21 protein-coding genes and 1 riboswitch are annotated in these 22496 nt (G+C 37.4%); of the genes, 8 read left to right on the forward strand and 13 right to left on the reverse strand.

Annotated elements, in window-relative coordinates; all coding sequences use genetic code 11:
* Positions 1–358: 358 nt before the first annotated feature.
* Entirely contained in the window at positions 359–817 is a 459-nt protein-coding gene (locus tag M3182_RS09750; RefSeq protein WP_251557908.1) for a DinB family protein, read from the reverse strand.
* Positions 818–896: 79 nt separating this feature from the next.
* On the reverse strand, positions 897–1751 hold the full coding sequence (locus M3182_RS09755; RefSeq protein ID WP_251436589.1) for a MurR/RpiR family transcriptional regulator: 855 nt from the start codon (positions 1749–1751) through the stop codon (positions 897–899).
* A 139-nt stretch (positions 1752–1890) separates the two neighbouring features.
* Here M3182_RS09755 and gnd point away from each other — a divergent pair, with 139 nt between their 5' ends.
* Positions 1891–2787, forward strand: a complete 897-nt coding sequence (gene gnd, locus M3182_RS09760) for a phosphogluconate dehydrogenase (NAD(+)-dependent, decarboxylating) (RefSeq protein WP_251557910.1) — start codon at positions 1891–1893, stop codon at positions 2785–2787.
* A gap of 188 nt (positions 2788–2975) precedes the next feature.
* On the opposite strand, the gene M3182_RS09765 is transcribed toward gnd, so the two are convergent.
* Positions 2976–3854 carry a selenium metabolism-associated LysR family transcriptional regulator gene (locus M3182_RS09765; protein ID WP_251557912.1) on the reverse strand — a complete coding sequence of 293 codons (879 nt, stop codon included), beginning with the start codon at positions 3852–3854 and terminating at the stop codon, positions 2976–2978.
* A gap of 165 nt (positions 3855–4019) precedes the next feature.
* On the opposite strand from M3182_RS09765, the gene M3182_RS09770 reads away from it, so the two are divergent.
* Complete coding sequence (locus tag M3182_RS09770) at positions 4020–4808, forward strand: NRDE family protein (RefSeq protein WP_251436582.1); 789 nt, start codon at positions 4020–4022, stop codon at positions 4806–4808.
* 183 nt (positions 4809–4991) lie between these two features.
* Here M3182_RS09770 and M3182_RS09775 read toward each other — a convergent pair whose 3' ends face one another.
* On the reverse strand, positions 4992–5822 hold the full coding sequence (locus tag M3182_RS09775; RefSeq protein ID WP_251557914.1) for an aldo/keto reductase: 831 nt from the start codon (positions 5820–5822) through the stop codon (positions 4992–4994).
* Between the two features lie 227 nt (positions 5823–6049).
* Here M3182_RS09775 and M3182_RS09780 point away from each other — a divergent pair, with 227 nt between their 5' ends.
* Entirely contained in the window at positions 6050–6895 is an 846-nt protein-coding gene (locus M3182_RS09780) for a DegV family protein (protein WP_251436578.1), read from the forward strand.
* 208 nt (positions 6896–7103) lie between these two features.
* On the opposite strand, the gene M3182_RS09785 is transcribed toward M3182_RS09780, so the two are convergent.
* From M3182_RS09785 to M3182_RS09805, 5 genes are all read right to left on the reverse strand, one after another.
* On the reverse strand, positions 7104–8396 hold the full coding sequence (locus M3182_RS09785; protein ID WP_251436575.1) for an NCS2 family permease: 1293 nt from the start codon (positions 8394–8396) through the stop codon (positions 7104–7106).
* 82 nt (positions 8397–8478) lie between these two features.
* A riboswitch (purine riboswitch) is annotated at positions 8479–8580 on the reverse strand.
* A 106-nt stretch (positions 8581–8686) separates the two neighbouring features.
* Entirely contained in the window at positions 8687–9220 is a 534-nt protein-coding gene (locus tag M3182_RS09790; RefSeq protein WP_251557916.1) for a D-glycero-alpha-D-manno-heptose-1,7-bisphosphate 7-phosphatase, read from the reverse strand.
* A 24-nt stretch (positions 9221–9244) separates the two neighbouring features.
* Complete coding sequence (locus tag M3182_RS09795; RefSeq protein ID WP_251436571.1) at positions 9245–9883, reverse strand: DNA-3-methyladenine glycosylase; 639 nt, start codon at positions 9881–9883, stop codon at positions 9245–9247.
* A gap of 232 nt (positions 9884–10115) precedes the next feature.
* Positions 10116–11390 carry an ATP-binding protein gene (locus tag M3182_RS09800; protein WP_251557918.1) on the reverse strand — a complete coding sequence of 425 codons (1275 nt, stop codon included), beginning with the start codon at positions 11388–11390 and terminating at the stop codon, positions 10116–10118.
* 381 nt (positions 11391–11771) lie between these two features.
* A complete protein-coding gene (locus M3182_RS09805; RefSeq protein WP_251436566.1) occupies positions 11772–13070 on the reverse strand; it encodes an NCS2 family permease in 1299 nt (432 codons plus the stop codon).
* Between the two features lie 405 nt (positions 13071–13475).
* Here M3182_RS09805 and M3182_RS09810 point away from each other — a divergent pair, with 405 nt between their 5' ends.
* Positions 13476–13736 carry a GlsB/YeaQ/YmgE family stress response membrane protein gene (locus M3182_RS09810; protein ID WP_251557920.1) on the forward strand — a complete coding sequence of 87 codons (261 nt, stop codon included), beginning with the start codon at positions 13476–13478 and terminating at the stop codon, positions 13734–13736.
* A 280-nt stretch (positions 13737–14016) separates the two neighbouring features.
* On the opposite strand, the gene M3182_RS09815 is transcribed toward M3182_RS09810, so the two are convergent.
* Positions 14017–14934, reverse strand: coding sequence for an RluA family pseudouridine synthase (locus M3182_RS09815; protein ID WP_251557922.1), 918 nt, complete (start codon positions 14932–14934; stop codon positions 14017–14019).
* A 174-nt stretch (positions 14935–15108) separates the two neighbouring features.
* On the opposite strand from M3182_RS09815, the gene M3182_RS09820 reads away from it, so the two are divergent.
* Both M3182_RS09820 and M3182_RS09825 read left to right on the forward strand, forming a co-directional pair.
* Positions 15109–15507, forward strand: a complete 399-nt coding sequence (locus tag M3182_RS09820) for a DUF5365 family protein (protein ID WP_251436555.1) — start codon at positions 15109–15111, stop codon at positions 15505–15507.
* Positions 15508–15656: 149 nt separating this feature from the next.
* Complete coding sequence (locus M3182_RS09825; RefSeq protein WP_251436552.1) at positions 15657–17393, forward strand: phospho-sugar mutase; 1737 nt, start codon at positions 15657–15659, stop codon at positions 17391–17393.
* A 299-nt stretch (positions 17394–17692) separates the two neighbouring features.
* On the opposite strand, the gene M3182_RS09830 is transcribed toward M3182_RS09825, so the two are convergent.
* On the reverse strand, positions 17693–17956 hold the full coding sequence (locus M3182_RS09830; protein WP_251436549.1) for a YhdB family protein: 264 nt from the start codon (positions 17954–17956) through the stop codon (positions 17693–17695).
* A 238-nt stretch (positions 17957–18194) separates the two neighbouring features.
* Between M3182_RS09830 and M3182_RS09835 the strand changes: the two genes are divergently transcribed.
* Positions 18195–19604 (forward strand): SpoVR family protein, encoded by a 1410-nt coding sequence (locus tag M3182_RS09835; RefSeq protein WP_251557924.1) that lies wholly within the window; start codon positions 18195–18197, stop codon positions 19602–19604.
* A 786-nt stretch (positions 19605–20390) separates the two neighbouring features.
* On the opposite strand, the gene M3182_RS09840 is transcribed toward M3182_RS09835, so the two are convergent.
* A complete protein-coding gene (locus M3182_RS09840; RefSeq protein ID WP_251557926.1) occupies positions 20391–20966 on the reverse strand; it encodes a YhcN/YlaJ family sporulation lipoprotein in 576 nt (191 codons plus the stop codon).
* 96 nt (positions 20967–21062) lie between these two features.
* Positions 21063–21641, reverse strand: coding sequence for a DUF3939 domain-containing protein (locus M3182_RS09845; RefSeq protein WP_251436538.1), 579 nt, complete (start codon positions 21639–21641; stop codon positions 21063–21065).
* Between the two features lie 431 nt (positions 21642–22072).
* Here M3182_RS09845 and M3182_RS09850 point away from each other — a divergent pair, with 431 nt between their 5' ends.
* Entirely contained in the window at positions 22073–22435 is a 363-nt protein-coding gene (locus M3182_RS09850) for a hypothetical protein (protein ID WP_251436535.1), read from the forward strand.
* Positions 22436–22496: the final 61 nt, after the last annotated feature.

Raw genomic sequence — 22496 nt, forward strand, 5'->3', positions numbered from 1 at the left:
TATGGATTCAGAAGTTTTGAACGCTTTCGAGCAAAAATACTATTGTCACATCAGTATAAAGGAATTGGACTTCATATTGGTTAGGGTGACGACAATTAGTCATCACCCCAACATTTGACGGAGAACCAAAATGTAAGGACGGAAACCTAGGAATTATTTCATTGCAAAAAGCCGACACAGCATATTTATGCAGATCGGCTTTTTGTTAGTTTTAAAATTACAGATGACGAACGGTGTAAATCTAAGTACAACATAAGCTCCTATGCCAATGGATTCGGGCACAATCTTGTCCTGTTAAGAAGGTAATAGAGCATTGGATACTTCTACCCCTTAAGGGAAGGTGTTTAAGCTCTAGCTCTCATCCTCGGATGACGAAAAATGGGAGCTCTTCAACTCCGATTAAACGAGCATACGTGAATAACTGTCCTTTATGATGGATTTCATGATCCTTCGCTGTCTCAAGCATAGCAAGACCAGTCATTTTCATACCGCTAAATTGTACAAGCTGGTTTAATTGCTCTTCCGTTATCGATTCAAGATATGTCAGTGTTTTGTCAGTATCAGACTGAACCATTTGTTTCAGTTCTTCGACTGTCTCAGGTGTTTTCCCCTCATTAGGTGGTGTAAATATGCCTTCATTAACCGTACGGACAAACATGCTTGTTGAAGAGGAAATATGTAAAACAAGCTCAGATAGGGACATTGCGTTATCCCAAGGTTTGAATGATAAATTTTTATTTTCCAATGTTTCAATAAGGGCTTGCAGTGCTTTGCGGTGGCTAAGCCAACCATCTTTATAAGAATCTACTCTACTCAAAATTTTTTCACTCCATTTCAATATAGTTGCAACACAATCATTATATCGGTAGGTTCAATGGATTTCCAAATTTCTTGATTTACATCCTTTTTATCGAGATTGCATTTCTCATTTTGTGCAAGCTTGTGTGTCCTTCCTCTTCCCTAGCAATCATCACATTAATAAATAAAGAATCGAGAATGCTTAATTGTGCAATCCTAGAAGAAAGGGCTTCGGAGCGATAGTCTGTTTCTTCTGCGACCGTATAAAGAGGAATATCAACTTCTTCACTTAAAGGAGACTTTGCAAAGTTGGTTATTCCTATGGTCTTGACATTATTTTCTTTTAAGACGCCAAGTACTTGAATTGTATCCTTTGTTGTTCCTGTGTGAGAGATTAATACAGCAACATCCTGCTCACCGAGTTGAGAAGCGGACATTAATTGCATATGAGAGTCACTGTTAGCAAAGACAGGAATGCCCGTACGAATAAATTTATGGTAGGCATCCATTGCGATTATACTTGACCCACCGCTCCCAAAAAACTCAACCCGCTTTGCGTTCACAATAGTCTTTACGGCAAGTTCGAAACTGCCGCCAACTAAAAGTTGTAGTGTATCTTCTAGTGCTTTCATATTGGACTGGAAAACTTTTTCGGAAACAGTACGGACATCGTCGCCTTCATTAATTGTTTCATGGATATCCTTTATAGGTGTTACGATTTCGGAAGCTAAGGCTATTTTCATCGCCTGGTAGCCTTTAAAGCCAATCCGCTTACAAAAACGAAAAACAGTTGAGTCTGCCATTCCTAAGTCCTCAGCTAGTTGATTAATGGAAGTATGAATGATTTCCTCAGGATGTTTCAATATGTAATCAGCGATGGTTTTTTCTTTATCACTTAGTTTCACATAATGAGTTTTAATACGAGCCAAGCAATATTGGTTTTCGTTTATCATGTTTGCGCTCCTTATAAAAATAAATTTCATTTTCACTATTATATACGAAAAAAATTTTCATTCAAACATTGCAAACGAAATTTTTTTTCGTATAATTAAGATTGACGAGAAAATTTTTTTCTTCAACAAGGAGGACATTATGAATATTGGTGTTATCGGTTTAGGGAAAATGGGCTATAACCTAGCTCTTAATCTTTTTGATCATAATCATGAAGTAATTGCTTTTGATAAAGATGATTCGCAAGTAGAAAAAGTAAATCGTGAAGGTATTAAGGGAGTTCATTCAATTGAGGAATTGGTCAACAATCTTCCGAAACCTCGTATTATTTGGTTAATGGTTCCTTCTGGAAACATTACAGAGATGGTCATTGATGAAACTGCTCCACTCTTAGAAGAAGGGGATATCATCATTGATGGAGGAAATTCAAATTATAAGGATTCCGTTAAGCGTGCTAAAAGCCTTGCTGAAAAAGGTATCTATTTCTTTGACTGTGGGACAAGTGGTGGAATGGAAGGAGCCCGCAACGGAGTTTGTACGATGATTGGTGGAGATGAAGAAGCATTCAAAATCATTGAGCCTCTATTCAAGGATATTTCAGTTGAAAATGGCTATCTTTATGCTGGTGAATCTGGGAGTGGGCATTTTCTAAAGATGGTTCATAATGGGGTTGAATATGGGATGATGCAAGCGATTGCTGAGGGTTTTGAAATCCTAGATAAAAGCCAGTTTGATTTTGACTACGAAAAAGTGGCAAGAGTATGGAATAATGGGTCTGTTATTCGTTCATGGTTAATGGAACTAACTGAAGGTGCTTTCTCAAAAGATGCAAAACTTGATGGATTAAAAGGAATTATGCACTCATCTGGTGAAGGAAAATGGACTGTGGAGACTGCTTTGGATTTACAAACTGCTGCTCCTGTCATTACGATGTCATTATTAATGCGATATCGTTCACTTGAACAAGACACTTTCTCAGGAAAAGTGGTTGCGGCATTACGCAATGAATTTGGCGGCCACGCAGTCGAAAAGAAATAATTAAGTTAACTGAAATTTATTATACATGTAGAGAGGAAGGGGTTTCGAAGTGCCTCTTCTTTCGTTTGAAACAAAATTAAAAGCAGGGCGTAAAACAACCGTTTTATGTCCTGCTTTTTTAGTTGTTGAAAACCAGAGGGACTCTATTCAATTAGTAGTTTTGCCGGATAATTGGACAGTCTCTAGTCTTAAATAAATTTATCAGCATTGTTGATAAACAGTTTTGAAACAAGCGGGATCGTTTTCTGTTTATTATAGATTAGGTAAAAATACCGTTCGTCTTCAAAGTCAGCAATTTGATATTTCTCAAGCTCTCCTTCTTGCTCATTTGCGGCAATTTCGGAGACAATCGCAATCCCAATTCCCTCTTTGACAAATTGAGTCAGGCTTTGTCCTGAATCGGTATAGGCGATGATATTTAGGTGGTTCTTGGAAATGTTATTCTTTTTTAACAGTTTTTCTAAAAGAGCATTCGTTCCTGAGTCTGTATTTCGCATCACAAACGGATAGTCCAGAAGTTCTTGAATATGAACAGGATTTGATAGGTTGATGTTTCTGGACGTTATTAAAACTAAATGTTCTTTTAATAGGGGGATGTAGTGCAACCGGTCATTTTCATATTTATCGCCAATAATACCAAAATCTACAGTCCCGTTTACCACTTTTTCCGCGGTAACTTTTGAAGAGGCCTCATAGATTTGAAAGGTAACAGCAGGATAATCCATACGAAATTTCTTAATCATTTGTGGAAGAAGGAATTGTCCGGGAACGGAGCTGGCTGCTATTCTAATCATACCTTGGAGCTCTGTCATTCCTTCGTTTAAATCTAATAAAGCTTGATCTTTTATAAAAAGTAATTTCTGGGCCCAATGATATAGACGCTCCCCATGGGGAGTTAGCACACTTTCTCTTCCAACACGGTCAAAGAGCTTTATATTTAACGCTTTCTCCAAGGCTTGAATATGGGAACTGACCGTTGATTGACTAAGGAAGACGACTTCCGCGGCTTTAGAAAAGCTTTTATGTTCGACAACTTTGGTAAATATGTATAGTTGGTGTAAATCCACAATAAACCTCCATAAACAAATGATGCTTTAAGATTATTGAATGATTATCTTATAATACTTAGAATATCACTTTTGATCCTAAACAAAAATAAATGAAGCCTAGGATGCAGGAACCTTCTAAGTTACAATAAAAGGAACAGTATTAGTAAGAAGGGGGGACTTGGATTGTGTCTAATTCTATTTGGTTATAAAGTACATCCAACCTACAGTTTAATTGTTGCAGCTAATCGTGATGAGGCATATCACCGCCCTACCGCATCAGCTGATTTTTGGAATGATGCTCAACATGTTTACGCAGGACGTGATTTAGAAAAGCTAGGTACCTGGATGGGGGTTACGACTTCTGGAAAATTCGCTGCACTCACAAATTACCGTAATCCATTGGAAGAAACGGTTGGGAAACGTTCCCGTGGTGAAGTAGTTGCTGATTTTCTAATTGGACACGAGTCTTCTGAGCCTTATTTACAAAAAGTAAATGAAAATTTTAACGCATATCCTGGATTTAATCTATTAACTGGAGATACGAAGGAATTATATTATTACTCAAATATTGAAAAAAGGATCCGAAAGTTAGAACCAGGAATCTATGGACTAAGCAACCATTTGTTAAATACAAATTGGCCCAAAGTAGAAATCGGAAAGAAATACCTAGGTGAGCTTGTAGCAGCGTACTTGGATCCGAAGGAGAAAGAGGCTTTTGTTCAAGGTTTGTTCCAGATGCTACAGCATTCCGATCCCGCCCCAGATGAGTTACTTCCAAACACTGGAGTAAGTCTAGAATTAGAACGAATTTTGTCTCCATTGTTTATTAAAAGTGAAGGATATGGGACAAGAAGTTCGTCCGTTGTGTTAATGACAGATACTGAAATCCACTATGTAGAGCAAACACATGTAGGTGAAAGAGAACAACAGAAAGAAGTAACTGTAAGGATTCAAAAACAGGCAACCTCTTAATGATTGCCTGTTTTGTTGTTAAAATCTGTAAGACGATTTTAACGCGAAATAAGCTTTTCTCTGCGTTGCTACTTAGTTTGTAAGCTCGTTTCTCATCTTATAGACGATCTTTGGAATGGAAGCATAGCTGAATTATTCTATATTTCCTTTAAAAAGCAACTATCTTTGAGAAAACAACTATTGTTAAAAATCAAAGTTATCTGGATCTGCTCCAGTTCGTTCATTTTTATTGAGTCCATCAATTTGTTTCATCTCTTCGTCGGTAAGCGTGAAATCAAAAATATCAGCATTTTCAATGATTCGGTGTTCTTTTACAGATTTTGGTATAGTTACAACCTTATTCTGAAGATCCCACCGCAGGATCACTTGAGCAGGTGTTTTTTGATGTTTATTTGCAATCGAAGTAATCACAGAATCCTCCTGTAGACGTCCTTTTTTTAGCGGGGACCAAGCCTCTATTTGGATGTTTTCCTTTTGGCAGAAAGCAAGCAATTCTTTTTGTGTAAGACTTGGGTGCAATTCGACTTGGTTCACCATTGGTTTGATTTTCGCATCAGCCATTAGATCTTTAAGGTGATGAATTTGGAAATTACTTACCCCGATTGCACGTACTTTCCCTTGTTCGTATAAATCTTCAAGAGCCTTCCAAGTATCTTTATATTTACCTACAACAGGCCAGTGAATAAGGTAGAGATCCACATAATCAAGTCCAAGCTTTGTCAAGCTAGTATGGAACGCTTGGATAGTAGAATCATATCCTTGGTCGGAATTCCATACTTTTGTTGTGACGAATAGTTCTTCTCGAGGAACGTTAGCCTCTATAATTGCTTTCCCAACGCCTCCCTCATTTTGATAAAGTGCTGCTGTATCAATACTTCTATAGCCGTGTTTAATAGCTACTTTAACGGCTTGAATAACTTCTTCTCCTTCTTGTGCTTTATAAACACCTAGCCCAAACCAAGGCATTTTAACGCCGTTATGTAAAGTTGTTGTGTCAGACAAACTATGAACCATAAATATCTCCTCCTTATTACTTAATCCTACTCTTTTATTTTCTCATATTATAGAAAAAGCCCCAAGTGGGAAAAATAGTGCTAATGAGTACGGGACCAACTAGGTAATTGAACGATAACGCCAAGATATTCATAGATTTAAGTAACCATATCCTTTATGATGGTGGTAACTGAGTAAAAAGTAACAACCTTGTTTAAGGAGGACTGCTCAGGAAAAGAGGAGGCATTATGACACAAAAACATGAAATTGCATGGGTAACAGATAGTACAGCGACTCTACCAGAAGATTTTACAAAGATCAACCATATATATGTCGTTCCATTGAGCATTCTCTTTGGGGAAGAAGCTTTTCTTGAAGGGGTCGACATTACAGCCGAAGAGTTTTATGAAAAGCTTGCAGCATCCAAAGTATTGCCGAAAACATCACAGCCTGCAATTGGTGAGTTTGTGGAGTTATATAAGAAGTTAAAAGAAAACTATCAGCATGCCATTGCCATCCATGCTTCTAGTGCATTGACAGGCACGTATCAGGCCTCAGTTCTAGCATCTAGCATGGTCGATTATGAGGTAGAAGTGATTGATAGCAAAATTGGTTCTTACCCACTTGGAAAAATGATTTATGAAGGTGTAGAGATGCAAAAGCAAGGAAAGTCATATGCTGAAATTGTGTCCTACCTTCGTACTCTTCCTGATAAAGCAAGACTAATTATGGCACCCGGAAGTTTAGAACAGCTTCATAAAGGTGGCCGTCTTTCAACCGCTCAGGCTATTATTGGTGGGTTGATTAAGATGAAGTTGATTGTCAAATTTGATGAAGGTAAGGTTATTTTATTTGATAAAATTAGAACAGAACGAAAGGTAAAGGAAAGGCTCTTTCAAATTTTTGATGAAGCATCGCATTTAATTGAAGAAGCAAGTATTATTCATGCAAATATTAAGGAAACTGCTGAGGAGTGGCGGGAAGAGTTAGAACAAAAATATCCACAAATCCGTTTTACAACAACTATGTTTAGTCCAGTTGCAGGAACTCACACTGGACAGGGAACGATCGGTTTTGCTTGGATTGATAAATAACGAATATTGTTGGACTACATGAGTTGAAATGGCTATAGTTGCAAAACAATCTCTTAATAGTAAAAAGCCACCATTGAGGTGGCTTTTTACATGAACTTTTCTTTTAGCAAATATAAACATAAGAAACGGCTATTATTGCTTAAATCAGCCTTAGGATTTTAACAATAATCTTTACGAAAACAGGCTTTATAAAAGAGAATCGCAAAGCCTAGAGGAAAGTGAAATAACCGATAAATAGGAGGCCAAGACCATAAAGGATTGGATGGACTTCTTTCGCCTTTTTAGATGCCAACATTCCAAGTGGATATAAAATAAACGCAAGTGCAATCCCTGTTGCTATGCTGTATGTTAATGGCATCATAATAATCGTCATAAAGGATGAAATCATGATCGTCGTGTTTTTCCAATTTATTTTACTGATTTCTGAAGCCATCAACGCCCCAACAATAATCAGTGCTGGTGCTGTTACTTCTGGTGTAACAATCGATAGTACAGGAGCAAAGAACAAAGCGATGGCAAAGCATCCAGCAATAATAACAGAGGTAAAGCCCGTTCGGCCACCAACTGAAATTCCTGCCGATGATTCGACGGCACAAGCGGTCGTTGACGTACCCATTATACTTCCTGCAACAGCTGCGGTTGCATCAGCAAGTAGTGCACGTCCTGCTTGTGGGATTTCGTTGTTCTTCATTAAACCAGCCTGACTCGCAATGGCAATCAATGCACCAGCTGTATCGAAAAAAGCAACAAAAAGGAAAGTGAAAATGACAGCAAGAATCTCAAATGTAAATATCTGATCCAATTGTGTGAAAACAACTCCAAAAGTAGGAGCTAAACTAGGAATTTCCCCTATGATTGAATCAGGGCGATCAATTTGACCTATGAAAATACCTGCAATAGTTGTAATCACCATTGAGTAAAAAATCGCTCCTGAAACTCCACGTACTAACAGTATAATTGCTAGGCCTAAACCAAATAGAGCAAGAAGTGTTGTTGGAGATGTTAACTCACCAACCGTAACGAAAGTTGCGTCGCTTTGAATGACAATTCCAGCATTTTTCAACCCAATAAAAGCAACAAAAAAACCAATTCCAGCTGCAATTGCGTGCTTCAAATCCTGTGGTATGACATTAATGATTTTTTCGCGTATTTTTAAAAGACTCAAAATCATAAATAAAATCCCTGAAATAAACACTCCTGTTAGAGCGGTCTCCCATTCTATTCCCATCCCAATGCAAACAGAAAAGGTAAAGAAAGAATTTAAGCCCATGCTAGGAGAAATTCCAACTGGAAAATTAGCTAAAAGCCCGATTAGTAGTGAGCCGATAATGGCAGATAATGCGGTAGCTGTAAAAACCGCGCCTTTATCCATTCCTGCTTGACTAAGAATCATCGGATTTACAACTAAGATATAAGCAATCGACAAAAACGTGGTAATTCCGGCCATCGTTTCTGTTTTATAATTGGTTTGGCGCTGTTCAAACTGAAAAAAGCTTCTCATATAATCCTCCTTGGAAAACAAAAAACTCTGGAGCGTTGCTTCCAGAGTGACCAAGGGGGGAATAGAGCTCAACCTTAATAAGGTAGACGTATTCCTCCCTTGTAGTCACACTTTTTACGGAAGCATGGTAGAAACGTTCAAGCCATATTCTTGAACATATACAAGGGTTTATTGTTATTTTGAAATAATAATAGGATATTATCAATATTTCGAGACACCGTCAATGGTTTTTTAAAACTGTTTTTATTTGGTAATGAAAATGCAGTTCACAGGAACAGCGCTTGCAAAAATTAGCCATTTTCATTAAGTAATTCTAAAATGGCTGGAACAGCAGCTTGAAGCGAAGGTGCTTTACGATCAGCGGCGGTTTCGCCTTCGCCAATAAATACTGTTTTGCATCCGGCTTTTTCTCCTGCCTCAATATCGCGTTCATGGTCTCCAACCATTACGCTTCTCGTCAGAATAATTTCATGGCGCTGAGCCAAGTCAATCAACATCCCTGGATTCGGTTTGCGGCACTCACATCCTGCCTTAGGTTTATGGGGACAGTAACACACTTCTTTAATTTCTCCACCATGTTCTTTTATAAGCTTCATGAGATGGTCATGAATTTTAATTAAATCCTTTTCCTTAAGGAATCCGAGTCCAACTCCGCCCTGATTCGTCACGACATAAATTTCATAACCTGCCTTGCTTAACTCTGCAACAGCGTCTGCTGCTCCTTCCAATAAATATAAATCCTTTGGATGATTAACAAATTTCACTTTGCTCGTAAGGACTTCATTTAAAACTCCATCCCGGTCCAAAAAAATCGCTTGCTTCATCCATCTCTCTCCTTTGTTCAATCTTCAAGGCCGCTCTTGTTCCTCAATGCTTTCTGTCTTTTGGTGTCTTGAAACATACGGGTTGTCTGTAATCCAAAAACGCCACGGATAATCTACAGCTTCTCCCGAGTTTTCGATCCCAATTCGCTTTCCAATTGAAACCCTGGTAGGGTGATAACCAGTTGCAATAAAAAGAGGAGACTTAGTAAGGAGATGACCGTAATCAGCCATTGTAATATTTAACGCTTTAGTTAGTTTACCTGGACCATTTGTTAGATCCACTCCTTTTTGAGATCCCCGTCTAGTTTGCATAATAGCCAATCCTTCAAAAGGTTCAAGTGCTCTTACTAAAACAGCTTCGGGGGAATCCTCTCCACCACTGACAACATTAAACAAACAGTGAGTATGCATCCGGTAGATATATGCAAATCCATATTGATGGTACATGATTTCTGTACGTTTGGTGCGACGATTTTGATAGCTGTGGGCGGCTTGATCATCAGGGCCCATATATGCCTCGGTTTCAACTATGTAACCTGCTGTAATGCCTTCAGGGTCTACTTTTACTAATACAGTGCCTAATAATGCTTTGGCTAATGATAGCGTTGGTTGTGAGAAAAATTGTCGGTGTACAGGTTGGAAGTCCGTTTGATGATCTTTCATTTTGCCTCCTTTTATATTAAGAAACGCCTGAATATAGAATGTTTTAATAAAGATATTCAAAACCTAAAATTTTTCTAGGCAGAACAAGCCATTGGGTGCAGTTATTCAAATTGCAAGCCAAGGAGGACTTAGCCTTTTAGGATGAAACGCCATCAGAAAAAGCACCTTCTTTTTCAAGGTGCTTCAATTGTTGTGTGCATGCCTAGTGTTATTCCTAGTATTTGATGAATGGTTAGTTCTTATGAGGAAGTTCTAAAGTTGGAAATGTTAAAGAAAATTGAGTCCCTTTATTGAGATGGCTTGTTGCCTTCAGATTTCCACCCATTTCCCTCAGGATTTTATAGGCAACCATCATTCCTAGCCCAGTTCCTTTCTCCGCCTTCGTAGAAAAATAAGGCTCACCAAGCTTAGCCAGCTGAGTATGGGACATCCCTACACCAGAATCAATAATATGAATGATGACCGTTTGTTTTGAAGATGAGCTCTTTGCTTCGATCCGCAATACACCGCCGTTTGCCATTGCTTCAATCCCGTTTTTCATAATGTTCAATAAACATTGTTGAAACTTTGTTGCATCTCCAAGAATATAAAGATTGTCCTGAAGTTGTTGATTAACCTTTACACTATTATGATTTGCATAGGGAAGGAGCAATTCAATGGATTTCTCCATTTCTGTTTTGACGTTTAACTGTGATACATGGTTATTATGGGGTTTTGAGAAAGAGAGATAATCACTTAAAATGATTTCAGCGCGGTCTAATTCATCAATAGCCGTATTTAAGTAAAATTGCCGCTTATGCTCAGGAATAGAAGAATCCTTTAACAATTGTAAAAAACCTCTTGTGACAGTTAAAGGGTTACGGACTTCATGGCTCACACTTGCTGCGAGATGGGAAATGGCTTCATTTTTATCTGATTTAATAATCGCTTCACTGAGAATGGTATTTTGAAGAATCAGTTCAATTAAGAATAGAACAATAACCATTCCAGCTATGAGTGTTAGTAAAAATGTTCCGGAAAGAGAGGAATCAAACGGTTTGTCTTCGATGAAAGATTTTAATGTTACAAAAGTTCCTCCATAAGAAGCCGTAATTCCGGTAACCAGTACAAGCTTTTTGATCAAACTAAAAGTATGGAAATTCTTTGATAAGTAAGAAACTGTAAAGGTAATAAATAACATCATTGCAACATGAAGCCAAATTCCGATTCCACCAAGTGGAACACGGACTAATAAGGATAAGAAAAACAAATAAATACTGGCTGACACGCCACCAAAAAGTCCCCCAAGGACAACAGGAATGACTCTTAAGTCATAGAAAAATTGTTGGTCTTCTGTATAAGAAAAGTTGATGCAAAAAATAATTTGAATTACGGCCGCAATCGCGATGACCCACTTCTTATGTTCGCTCTGAAGGGTATTTTGTCGTTTTGTGAAAAAATATTGTACGGTGAATGATGTTATCAGGATAAATAGAAGGTTAAAAAGAAGGTATTTAAATAAGATCATCATCATTCTCCATTCCGTTCCTTTTATTTATTAGGCTCTTTCGTACTTTATTGCTTTTGAATAAAAAAGGGTGAATGAGCTAGGTTATACAAAATAATAATCTTGCTTATGAGAAAAGAGCTTGTAAACTTTAATGAAAATTGGCTACAATTTCGTTTTTAGGATTTTCAACAACAATCTTTACGAAACCAGCCATTTATTAAAACTATTGTATAATAGAAAAATTCCCCTATACAACCACTATTATCTAAAAAGTTACATAATTCCTAAACATTTTACAAAATTCGCAACAAAACGAGACAACAATCGACAATTTCTTTTCAATAATAAAGTGCGCCTTTGAGGAAAAGGGCGCACTTTATTATTGAATATTTTCGATTGTTAATGTGGCAAAAAGGCTAACTGGTAAAAGAACAGAACCGCAAAAATATACATTAGCGGATGAACTTGGCGCCCTTTTCCTTTAACAAGTTTAAGCAAAGGGTAAGAAATAAAGCCAAGTGCAATGCCTGTTGCGATACTAGAAGTTAATGGCATGCTGAGGAGAATAAGAAAAGCGGGAAAAGCTTCCTCAAGTTCTCCCCATTTAATCTCAGCGATACTACCCATCATTAGGAAACCAACTACAATCAATGCTGGTGCTGTAATAGCTGATAGTCCCGAAACCGCACCAACTAACGGTCCAAAAAATGCTGAAATTAGAAACAAGACTGCTACTGTAAGAGAAGTTAACCCTGTACGGCCACCAGCTGCAACCCCAGAAGAAGATTCGATATAAGCAGTCGTAGGGCTTGTACCAAAGATTGCGCCAGTAGCTGTTGCAACAGAATCAGAAAGCAACGCTTGTTTAGCGCGAGGAAGGGAATTTCCCTTCATCAAGCCAGCCTGTTGTGCTACACCAACCATTGTTCCGGTTGTATCAAAGATGGTTACTAGAATAAATGAAAAGACAACAGCATAAAGGCCATGTGAAACAACCTCTCCAAATGCTGTAATTGGATTTACAACAATTAAACCTTCTGGAAGAGATGGCAGCGAAACAAAGCCTTGGTCAAAAGATAGGTGGCCTGTAAAGTAAGCAATCAATCCGGTTAAAACCATCCCGACAAAAAGGGCTCCCTTTATATTCAGCACCATCAAAATAATGGTAATTGCCAACCCGACTAACGCGAGCAATGCGGAAGCTGAATGCAAATCACCAAGGGCGACTAAATTAGAAGGGTGAGATGTAATGATGCCTGTCAATCTTAGCCCGTTAAAAGCAATAAATAAACCAATACCTGCCGTAATTCCATATTTTAAAGATGTTGGAATTGCCTCAATCAATTTTTCTCTAAATGCTGTAAGACTTAGAAGAACAAAGATAATCCCTGCAATAAATACTGCTGCAAATGCTGTTTCATAAGTGATGTCATTTGTTCCTACAACAGAGTATGCAAAATAAGCATTTAATCCCATACCTGGAGCAATCGCAATCGGATAATTGGCAAATAGAGCCATCCAAAGCGTTCCAATAACAGCAGAAATGATGGTAGCTGTAAAGACTTGATCAAATGGAACACCTGCATCAGCAAGGATAACAGGGTTCACAACAACAATATAAACCATTGTAAAAAAGGTGGTTAAACCAGCTAATAATTCAGTTTTTACATTCGTGTTGTTTTCGCGTAGTTTAAACATTAGTTCCTCCAAAATACGAACAATTTTTACTTGCGTTAATAATAATATTCGTTTAGTTGATGTTTTTCAAGAGGGAATTTATTTTTTATTGAATATGCTGGGAAAACATTTGTAAGATGAGCCCAAATCATAATTGAAACGTTTAGGACAAAATCGAACCGTGAACTTAACTACTACAAGCAAAAATTCCGGTTTAACTACCGTTAATATAGATTGTGCGATTGCCGGAGACGGCAATCGTATTTTGACTTAGAATAATTTTCCTGTTATGAAACAGAGTAAATTAGGACTTAAAAACACATACTCTTTTTAAGGGATGAATTCATCCTTTAGATGGTAACAGAGTCTTTAACAAGAAAAAACTTATTAACTTGACTTCACTTCAATAAAAAGGAGGATCATTGGATGTTTAGCTTTCTTTGGTCATTAATCATTGGAGGAATAATTGGATGGTTAGCGGGACTTATCATGGGAAAAGATATCCCAGGAGGAGTATTCGGAAATATTATTGCTGGTTTTATCGGTGCGTGGCTCGGACAAGCGATTTTAGGTTCTTGGGGTCCAATTGTTGGAGGATTTGCGATACTTCCAGCGTTAATTGGGGCTATCGCATTAGTCTTTATAGCAAGCCTTATTTTAAGAGGAATGAGAAAATCGACGGACTAAAATTTATATAGCATAGCATAAATAAACCCCTTCCGTGTCTGGAAGGGGTTGTTTATTTTATTAAGGAAAAGTTATACCATTGAAAATTGCATGTGGAATGGGTTAGACAATTGAATTTAGGATGTCTTGCCACAAGTCATCGCAAAAAAAAAAAACAACTGTACCTGTCAGGCAACAAATACTTGACGGGACTAATCGGTCGCTCCACTTTTCGTTTAAGTCGTTAATAAGGTAAAGTGCAGTTGGATAGACCCTGAAGAAGTAGCTTCCACATACCTAATTAAATTGAATAGGGGTCAATGTTCTTGAAAATCATAGGTTGATCGATAAAAGGAGCATGACAGACAATCTTTTCATTCGTAAAAGGGTGGACAAGCTCCATTTTGACTGCATGGAGGGCTTGTCGAGGAAAAGAGTGACTTCCATTGTATAGAACATCTCCTGCAAGCGGGTGTCCAATTGAACTTAAGTGGACACGAATTTGGTGTGTTCGACCTGTATCTAGTTGACATCGGACCAATGTTTGTTGTTCTTTTTGTTGTCGGCGTAATACTTCATAATGAGTGATTGCTGTTTGACCTGTGGGCGAGATTCGTCTTCTTACAGCATGGTGTCTGTCGCGGCCGATTGGTTGGTTAATTGTTCCTTTATTTTTTGAAAAAATACCATCGGTAATGGCAAGGTAAGTTCTTTTGATTTTTCGTTCTTCAAGCAATCTGTCTAATAAAGAACCTGCAAAGGCTGTTTTAGCAAACAATACAGCCCCTGTTGTATCACGGTCAAGGCGATGGATATGCCTTGGTTGTAACAATTCTCCATTTGCTTGTAAATGGAAAGCGGCAGCATTTAACAGTGTATTGCTCTGGTGAGGCTCATTTGGGTGCGTATCCATACCAGCAGGCTTATTAAAAATCATTAAATGATCATCTTCGTACAAAACTGGAATATCATAAAAGGCAGGAACCACTTCATTATCTTGAGAACTAAATAGCTCTAGCTGAAGCGTTTGACCTGGTATCAACAATTGATTCCAGTTAACAGAAAGTCCATTGATTTTCACTTTGTTTTCCATTCTAAATTGGTGAATCATCTTCTTGGGGGCTTTCCACACATTCCGTAATAAATCGTCTATGGTATAAGTTGACCACTCTTTTGGAATTGTTATTTCATACCAAGATCCAACTTTTCGCGTTTTCATTATAGGCTTTCTCCTTCACTTTACATGCTTTTCTTTACCATTGACAGAAAGGGGCTTTATTGTCAACTTTTCCCCACTACTATGGTCATAATTACCACCCTTTAATAACTTGGATGTATGTTATTCTAGTCATATCGAATCGGAGAATAGAAGGGATTAAAAGGTGGGTTATCATTGAAAATTGTATTTGCATCAACGCCAGGACAGGTAGAAAAAGTAGAAGAATTAGCTCAATACTTCTACACCAACATACTACCGATGTATTTTTCTGATGAGGACATTAGGGAATTTGAAAAGCATGAAGTGCTCAATACGACAAAGGAACTAAATGATAATTTTAGCACATTAGGGGAAGCTTTTCGTGTTATTACAAGTTTACAAACCATTATATCTATTTTAGAATCTGGGGACTTTGAAGACAAGTACTTGGATGTGTTTGAGAAGAATGCTAAAACGTTAAGAACGTATGGGATTTATTTTCCATTTCATTATCATCAGTTTATCGACGCATTAGACAAAGAATCAGACTATATTAGTATTTACTCAAAAGCAGCCAATGAATACTTGGTTTAAGATTTTATCGGGCGCCTGCCAAAGTTGCAGGTGTCTTTTTTTTTGGACATGCCACACTTCCATTGTTTTTCCAGTTATTCTGTTACCGTTATGAATGAAAATATATTATAATGAAATGGTTATGTTTGTAATTAATGGGAGGGCGACTGATGAATTGGAAATTAAAGGCTGAAAAATGGCACCAATTTAATGGTTTAGATGCTGAACTTAAACAAGAGTTAGACCGACTAGATGACAAGGGTCTTGAAGAGGCCTTTTATAAAGAATTGGAATTCGGAACTGGTGGTATGCGAGGGGAAATCGGAGTGGGTACAAACCGAATGAATTTATATACCATCCGTAAGGCTTCTGCAGGATTAGGAGAATTTATTTTGGATAGTGGGAAAGAAGCTGTAGAACGAGGTGTTGTCATTGCTTACGATTCTAGGCATAAATCTCCTGAGTTCGCAATGGAAGCCGCTAAAACCCTCGCAACTAAAGGAATTCGTACATATGTTTTTGAGGAGCTAAGACCTACGCCAGTTTTGAGCTTTGCTGTTCGTCATCTCCGAGCCTTTGCGGGTATTGTTATTACTGCTAGTCATAATCCACCTGAATACAACGGTTTTAAGGTTTATGGCAATGATGGGGCACAGTTAATACCCCAATTCGCAGACAAAGTCATTGAAAAAGTAAAAAATATCGAGAATGAACTTTTAATTAATGTGCTCGATGAAAACGAATTAATAGGGAAGAACTTAATTCAAATGATTGGGAAAGAAGTTGATAAGGCTTATCTTGAAAAGCTATTGACGATTTCCGAGAACCCGAACCTGTCAAATGAGACAAATGTTAAAGTGGTCTTTACCCCACTCCACGGAACGGCAAACCTACCTGTACGGCAGGGTTTAGAGGCAATGAATTATAAAAATGTAACCGTTGTAAAAGAACAAGAACAACCAGATCCTGAATTTTCTACGGTAAAAAGCCCTAACCCTGAAGAACATGCTGCTTTTGAGTTAGCCATAAAAGAAGGGGTTAAAGTGGATGCCGATCTGTTAATTGCGACAGACCCTGATGCTGACCGACTAGGAATTGCTGTCAAAGATGATAAAGGAGAGTACACGGTCTTAACAGGGAATCAGACAGGTGCTTTATTGCTTCATTATATCTTAACTCAGAAGCAAGGAAAGAGAACTCTTCCTACTAATGGTTTAGTGTTAAAAACGATTGTTACATCTGATTTAGGAAAAGCGATTGCCTCATCATTTGGGTTAGAAACAATGGATGTGTTAACTGGTTTTAAATTTATTGCAGAAAAAATTAACCAGTACGAACAAACCAAGGAATATAAATTTCTATTCGGTTATGAGGAAAGCTATGGCTACTTAATTGGGGACTTTGCTCGAGATAAGGATGCCGTCCAAGCAGCAGTGCTAGCTGTTGAGCTGTGTGCTTATTATAAGAAAAAAGGTATCTCATTATATGAAGCGTTGCTTAACCTCTATGCTGATTATGGTTATTATCAAGAAGGATTACGATCCCTCACTCTAAAAGGAAAAGAAGGGGCAGAACTTATCCAAAAAACGCTTGCTGCTTTCCGTGAAGATGGACTGGATAGCGTTGATCAAAAGAGAGTCTCTATCGTTGAAGATTATTTAACGGGTGTGCGACAGCACGCGGATGGGACAGAGGAAAATATAGACTTGCCAAAATCGAATGTCTTAAAATACCATCTTGAGGATGGATCTTGGGTATGTTTACGACCATCTGGAACAGAACCTAAAATCAAATTTTACTTTGGTGTAAAAGATGCAAGTCTTTCAGCTAGTAAGAAAATGCTTCAAGAGCTTGAACAAGGGTTTATGAAGTTAGTTGAAAGCAAAATGGAGTCAGTGAAAAATTAGAATGTCTAAAGAGGGTGTCCAAGGTATAAACTTTTGGGCAGCCTCTTTCTTTTTTACGGAGATGTGATAATTTTTTCACTTCAAGTGCTTTCTTTCCGTGGTCCGAAACAGGTGACCCCAGGAACAGGAGCCAAGCGCTTTCTATTCCAATCACCTTATGCACAACAAACAGAATTCAGCAAATTAAACCCAAGAATTTGGATAAAATAACAAAAGAGGCGACTCTCTGACCGAATATATTCGTTCTTTTGAGTAGGCCTCTTTTGCTATGGTGGAATTAACTAAATCCAATTGTTGTGTTAATAATGTAGATTGTAATCAAATTCAAGAGGTTGAACGAGATCTGGTTCTGTCACTTGGTTTGCATGGTCAATGTATCGCAACAATGCATACAAATGTTTCTGGATAACAGTGTAGTCTTTTTCAAAGTTATAGGCATGAAGAAAATGTTCAATTTTCTTCGATAAAAACTGATCCTCGGTGCGAACCATTAGGATTAATAAATTGTCCCATTGTGAACGATGTGTATAGTAAAGGGCACGATCGTAATCCACTTTATTCATTGTCATTCCTCCTTATTGAGGAGTTGAAATTATTATATGTGAAAGACGGAAAAAACAACTGAGAAAAACTTGGAGTTATTGACTTGATAGGGTTTTCAATATCTGGCTGTATAAACCTTTAAAAAGTGTTTAAATAATAAGGTGAAATTGAACTTTATTTGCAGAGTTTTAAAAGCTCGCTCATCTTTCTTTCTTTTTTTTCATACATTGGAATAAGGAAGGAAAGGGGGAGAGTCGGGTGTTAGAGGATAACAAGTCATTAGAATATGCAATATCAGAAATTACGGAAATCGCCCGCGGCTTCGGTTTAGACTTTTATCCGATGAGATACGAAGTATGCCCTGCTGACATCATCTATACATTTGGGGCTTATGGGATGCCGACACGTTTTTCGCATTGGAGTTTTGGAAAGCAATATCACAAAATGAAGTTGCATTATGATTTAGGGTTATCCAAAATATATGAATTGGTCATTAATTCAAATCCTTGCTATGCATTTTTACTCGATTCCAATTCATTAATCCAAAACAAATTGATTGTTGCTCACGTCCTTGCACATTGCGATTTCTTTAAAAACAATGTCCGTTTTCAGAATACAAAACGGGACATGGTGGAAAGTATGGCAGCAACAGCTGAACGAATTCGCCAGTATGAAATTGAACATGGGAAACAAGAGGTTGAAAACTTTCTTGACGCTGTTTTAGCAATCGAAGAGCATATTGACCCGTCGTTAATGAGACCAAAATTAAACTGGTCAATGGACGATTTGGACTTTGAAGAAGACACAGTGGCGGAAACACCATATGACGATCTGTGGAAACTTGATGAGGATAGTCAACCAGTTGAAAAGAAGATGAAAAAGCGAAAGAAGTTTCCTCCTCAACCAGAGAAAGATTTGTTGTTATTTATTGAAAGTTATAGTCGTGAATTGTCTGACTGGCAACGCGATATTCTTACGATGATGCGAGAGGAAATGCTTTATTTTTGGCCGCAATTAGAAACAAAAATAATGAATGAAGGTTGGGCGTCTTATTGGCATCAAAGAATTATTAGAGAGATGGACTTGACTCCTGATGAAGCAATCGAATTTGCGAAGTTAAATGCAGGAGTAGTACAGCCGTCTAAAACCGGGATCAATCCATATTATCTTGGTTTAAAAATTCTAGAAGACATTGAGGAACGTTATGATAATCCGACGAAGGAAATGATAGAGCGAGGAGTCAAACCAGGCTCCGGGAGAGAAAAACTTTTTGAAGTACGTGAAATTGAATCGGACATCTCCTTTTTACGAAATTACCTGACAAAAGACATTGTTATGCGCGAAGATATGTATTTATTCCAAAAGCAAGGGAAGGAATACAAAATTGTGGATAAAGAGTGGGAACAAGTTCGAGATCAACTTGTTAGTATGAGAGTAAATGGTGGATTTCCGTACTTAGCCGTTGTCGATGGAGATTTTCAAAAAAATGGCGAACTGTATATTGAGCACAGTTATGAAGGCATTGAACTAGATATTAAGTATCTTGAAAAAGTAATGCCCTATATTCATCAACTTTGGGGACGAAAAGTGCATATCGAGACAATTGTTGAGGAACGCAAAATGCTCTTTTCTTATGATGGCAAAGGAATTCAGCGGAAATATTTATAGGTAAACACAAAAGGCAGCAAACCAAGGTAATTGGTTTGCTGCCTTTTGTGTTTACTAGATCCTGTCAGCTTGAGTTATCTTTAAACGTTTGGGAAAACTAAAAAAACTTCACCAAAAAAGGTTGGAAGAGGAACTAGAGAAAAAGAGAAAGCAGATTACTGTAAAGGGAATAACAAATGGTGATATAATCAGACAACAGTTAAATTATTTAGCCTCTTATCTTAAACTTTGTTGATTTAGATATAATGAGGAAAAAATTAGCTGTGTTTTTTACTGGACAGCAACTTTAAATCAGGAGAATGAGCCAGTAAACTTAATATGAACGCGTTAAAATCAGCTTTAGAATTTTAACAACAAACTTTACGAAATTAGCCATTATTTATTAGCAAAATGAGAGGAAGGACATTCATGCAAATTACGGATAACGCAAAAGAAGTACTAAAAGAAGTTTTGCAGGAAAAAGATGCAGTTGGAATCCGCGTATTTTTCGCAGGCTATGGCTGAGGGGGTCCACAGATTGGACTGGCTCTGGATGAGCCGGAAGCAGACGATATTAAAAAAACCATTAATCAAATTAGTGTGGCAATCGATCCGGAGATTGAGGATCACATTGAGGGGTTAGTGTTGGATTTTGATAAGCAACAAAATGGACTTGTTTTACTAGGCAATGAAAGTGATTGCTGTTAGGCAAGGGATAGAAATCAAAAAAGCAGCCTTCGATCTAAGTCGAAGGCTGCTTTTTTAGACAACTAAAATTTTAAAGTTTTGAGGACCGCCTCCGGTTTTCTATCTTGCATCAGGGAAAATTCTGCGAATGGTGCTTGAGAATTCACGAATATATTCACCCGTCGGTCGATTGGATTTTACCGAAAGAGCAAAACTTTGCATTTGTTGATAAAAATCAGGGTTGTTTGCAATATGGACATTGTCAGCATGATCAACATTTGCAATGACAATTTGGGTAATTTTAGTACGAAGCTCATCTGTTATGGTGTCCATACCAGGTCGAAGCTTGACGGCAACAAATGCATTATTATCCGTTTCGAGAATAATCGCTTTATTCACATCATCTAGCAATGCCACTTGATCTGCGGTGACCTCGTCTATAGCTACGATTGTCTGACTGGTAAGCGGAGATTGAGTAGTTTCGGTTGAAGCAATTTCCATTCGTTGATCATCCCGATGATCGCCAGTATGATCACTATTAATTTCAACTCCATTCGTAATATCGAATGATGTATCCTCACCAATTTGCCCTTGGCCGGTAAAATCTAATGTTTTCGGGTTTACCTCCTGATCGGTGCTAATTGAACAAGCTGTCAAAACAGTGAATAGTAACAAGCTAAAGATTACTATCTTCATCAATTGCATCATCCTTTTCACACTTTTCATGGTTAGGATGCCAATTTCAGGGAGTGACTATACTAAAAAACAGAGAGACAAAAATGACTCTCTGTGCTAATCACTAGTTTGTTTGCTCTTTGGTTTATGGTGACTAATCAATCCATCATAATCAGTAATATATAAGTCAATACTAGGCATTTCATTTAGGTAGTGATCCTGCATTAACAAGTAATAATTCACTCTTCTCATTGGATCAAATGGGAGCATAGGGTATTTTTTATGGTCTTTAACATACTGATCGACTGCTTTCTGCACTTTATCTATGATAGGCGGAAGCTCTTTTTCATGTTCTTCAAAGATATCATACGTTTCCTTTGACATGTAAAAATGCTGAGATGGAATTCCTTTTAGGATTGGAGCGAGCGGTTCAAAATCAATGCTAAAATCGTCTTTTACTAAAATAGTGCGGTACACTCCTTTAGGTAATTTTTCTGAGTAAGTTCGTACAGCCTTTATTACGTCCTCTAGATTCGCCTCGATTTCGGGATAATAGGTGGTCTCCTTAGTTTTTTTCTCTACAGGTCTTTTTAAATATTTATAGAACATTGAATAACAAATAAGTCCCCCTAATAATACTCCGGTTAAAATCCCTACTAATGTAAATACAGGAGAAGCTTCTAGTAATTGATCCAACTTATTCCCTCCCTTTAATCCCCAAAAATCATAAGGTCAAGTGTGGCCCCTGCTAATAAAATCAAAAATCACTCTGAATATTGTTAATAAGTATTTTACGTTATAGTTGGGAGTTTCATTGGAAATGTTTATCTTCATTATTAAGAAACAGATAAAGTAGTGGTGAGGAGTGAAGGGGCGTCTGTGGCTTCTTTAATCATCTTTATTATATAAGACTGTTTGCAATGTTTCACCCCTTTAATTCAATTATATGAATTTTCATTTAAATTTTTATATCTTGAGCATTAGTATGTTTGATAACGTTTGATTTTGAATTGTTCATGACAAATAGTGAAAAATACAAAAGTCTGGACTTAAGTTCCTTGTTTTGTAACATATTGATCCATTCATGGTGATAAAATAGGGCTAAGTCAACAAATGGGGAGACGATTATGGAAACTACATTAAATCAATTAATGGATACACTTTTAACCGTAAAACAGAATTTGGATATTTTCTCAGAAAAAGTCGATAAAATCGAAAAACGACTTGATCGACTGGGGAAAGTCGATAGTATAGAGCATCGCGTGACCTCAAACCAAATTGATATTACCGATATTAAAGAAGCCCTTGAACGTATGGAAGAATTACAAAACGAAAAAATCGAAAATATTCTTAAAAATGTTGTTGAAAAATTAGAGCAAAAATACGGCAAAGATATCAATACTCTTCATAAACGTTTAGATTCACATTTATTGATGTTAGGGAGAGTTGAGGAAGATGTATTAATGATTAAAGAAGAGAAATTGAAATAAAACGGAAGATCTTTATTAGGCAAGTAAGGTTTCACTCAACCTTTCCTCTAAAAACTCGTCA

Origin of the sequence: Mesobacillus maritimus (genome assembly GCF_023715205.1) — a bacterium.
Taxonomy (GTDB): Bacteria; Bacillota; Bacilli; order Bacillales; family Cytobacillaceae; genus Mesobacillus_B; species Mesobacillus_B maritimus_C.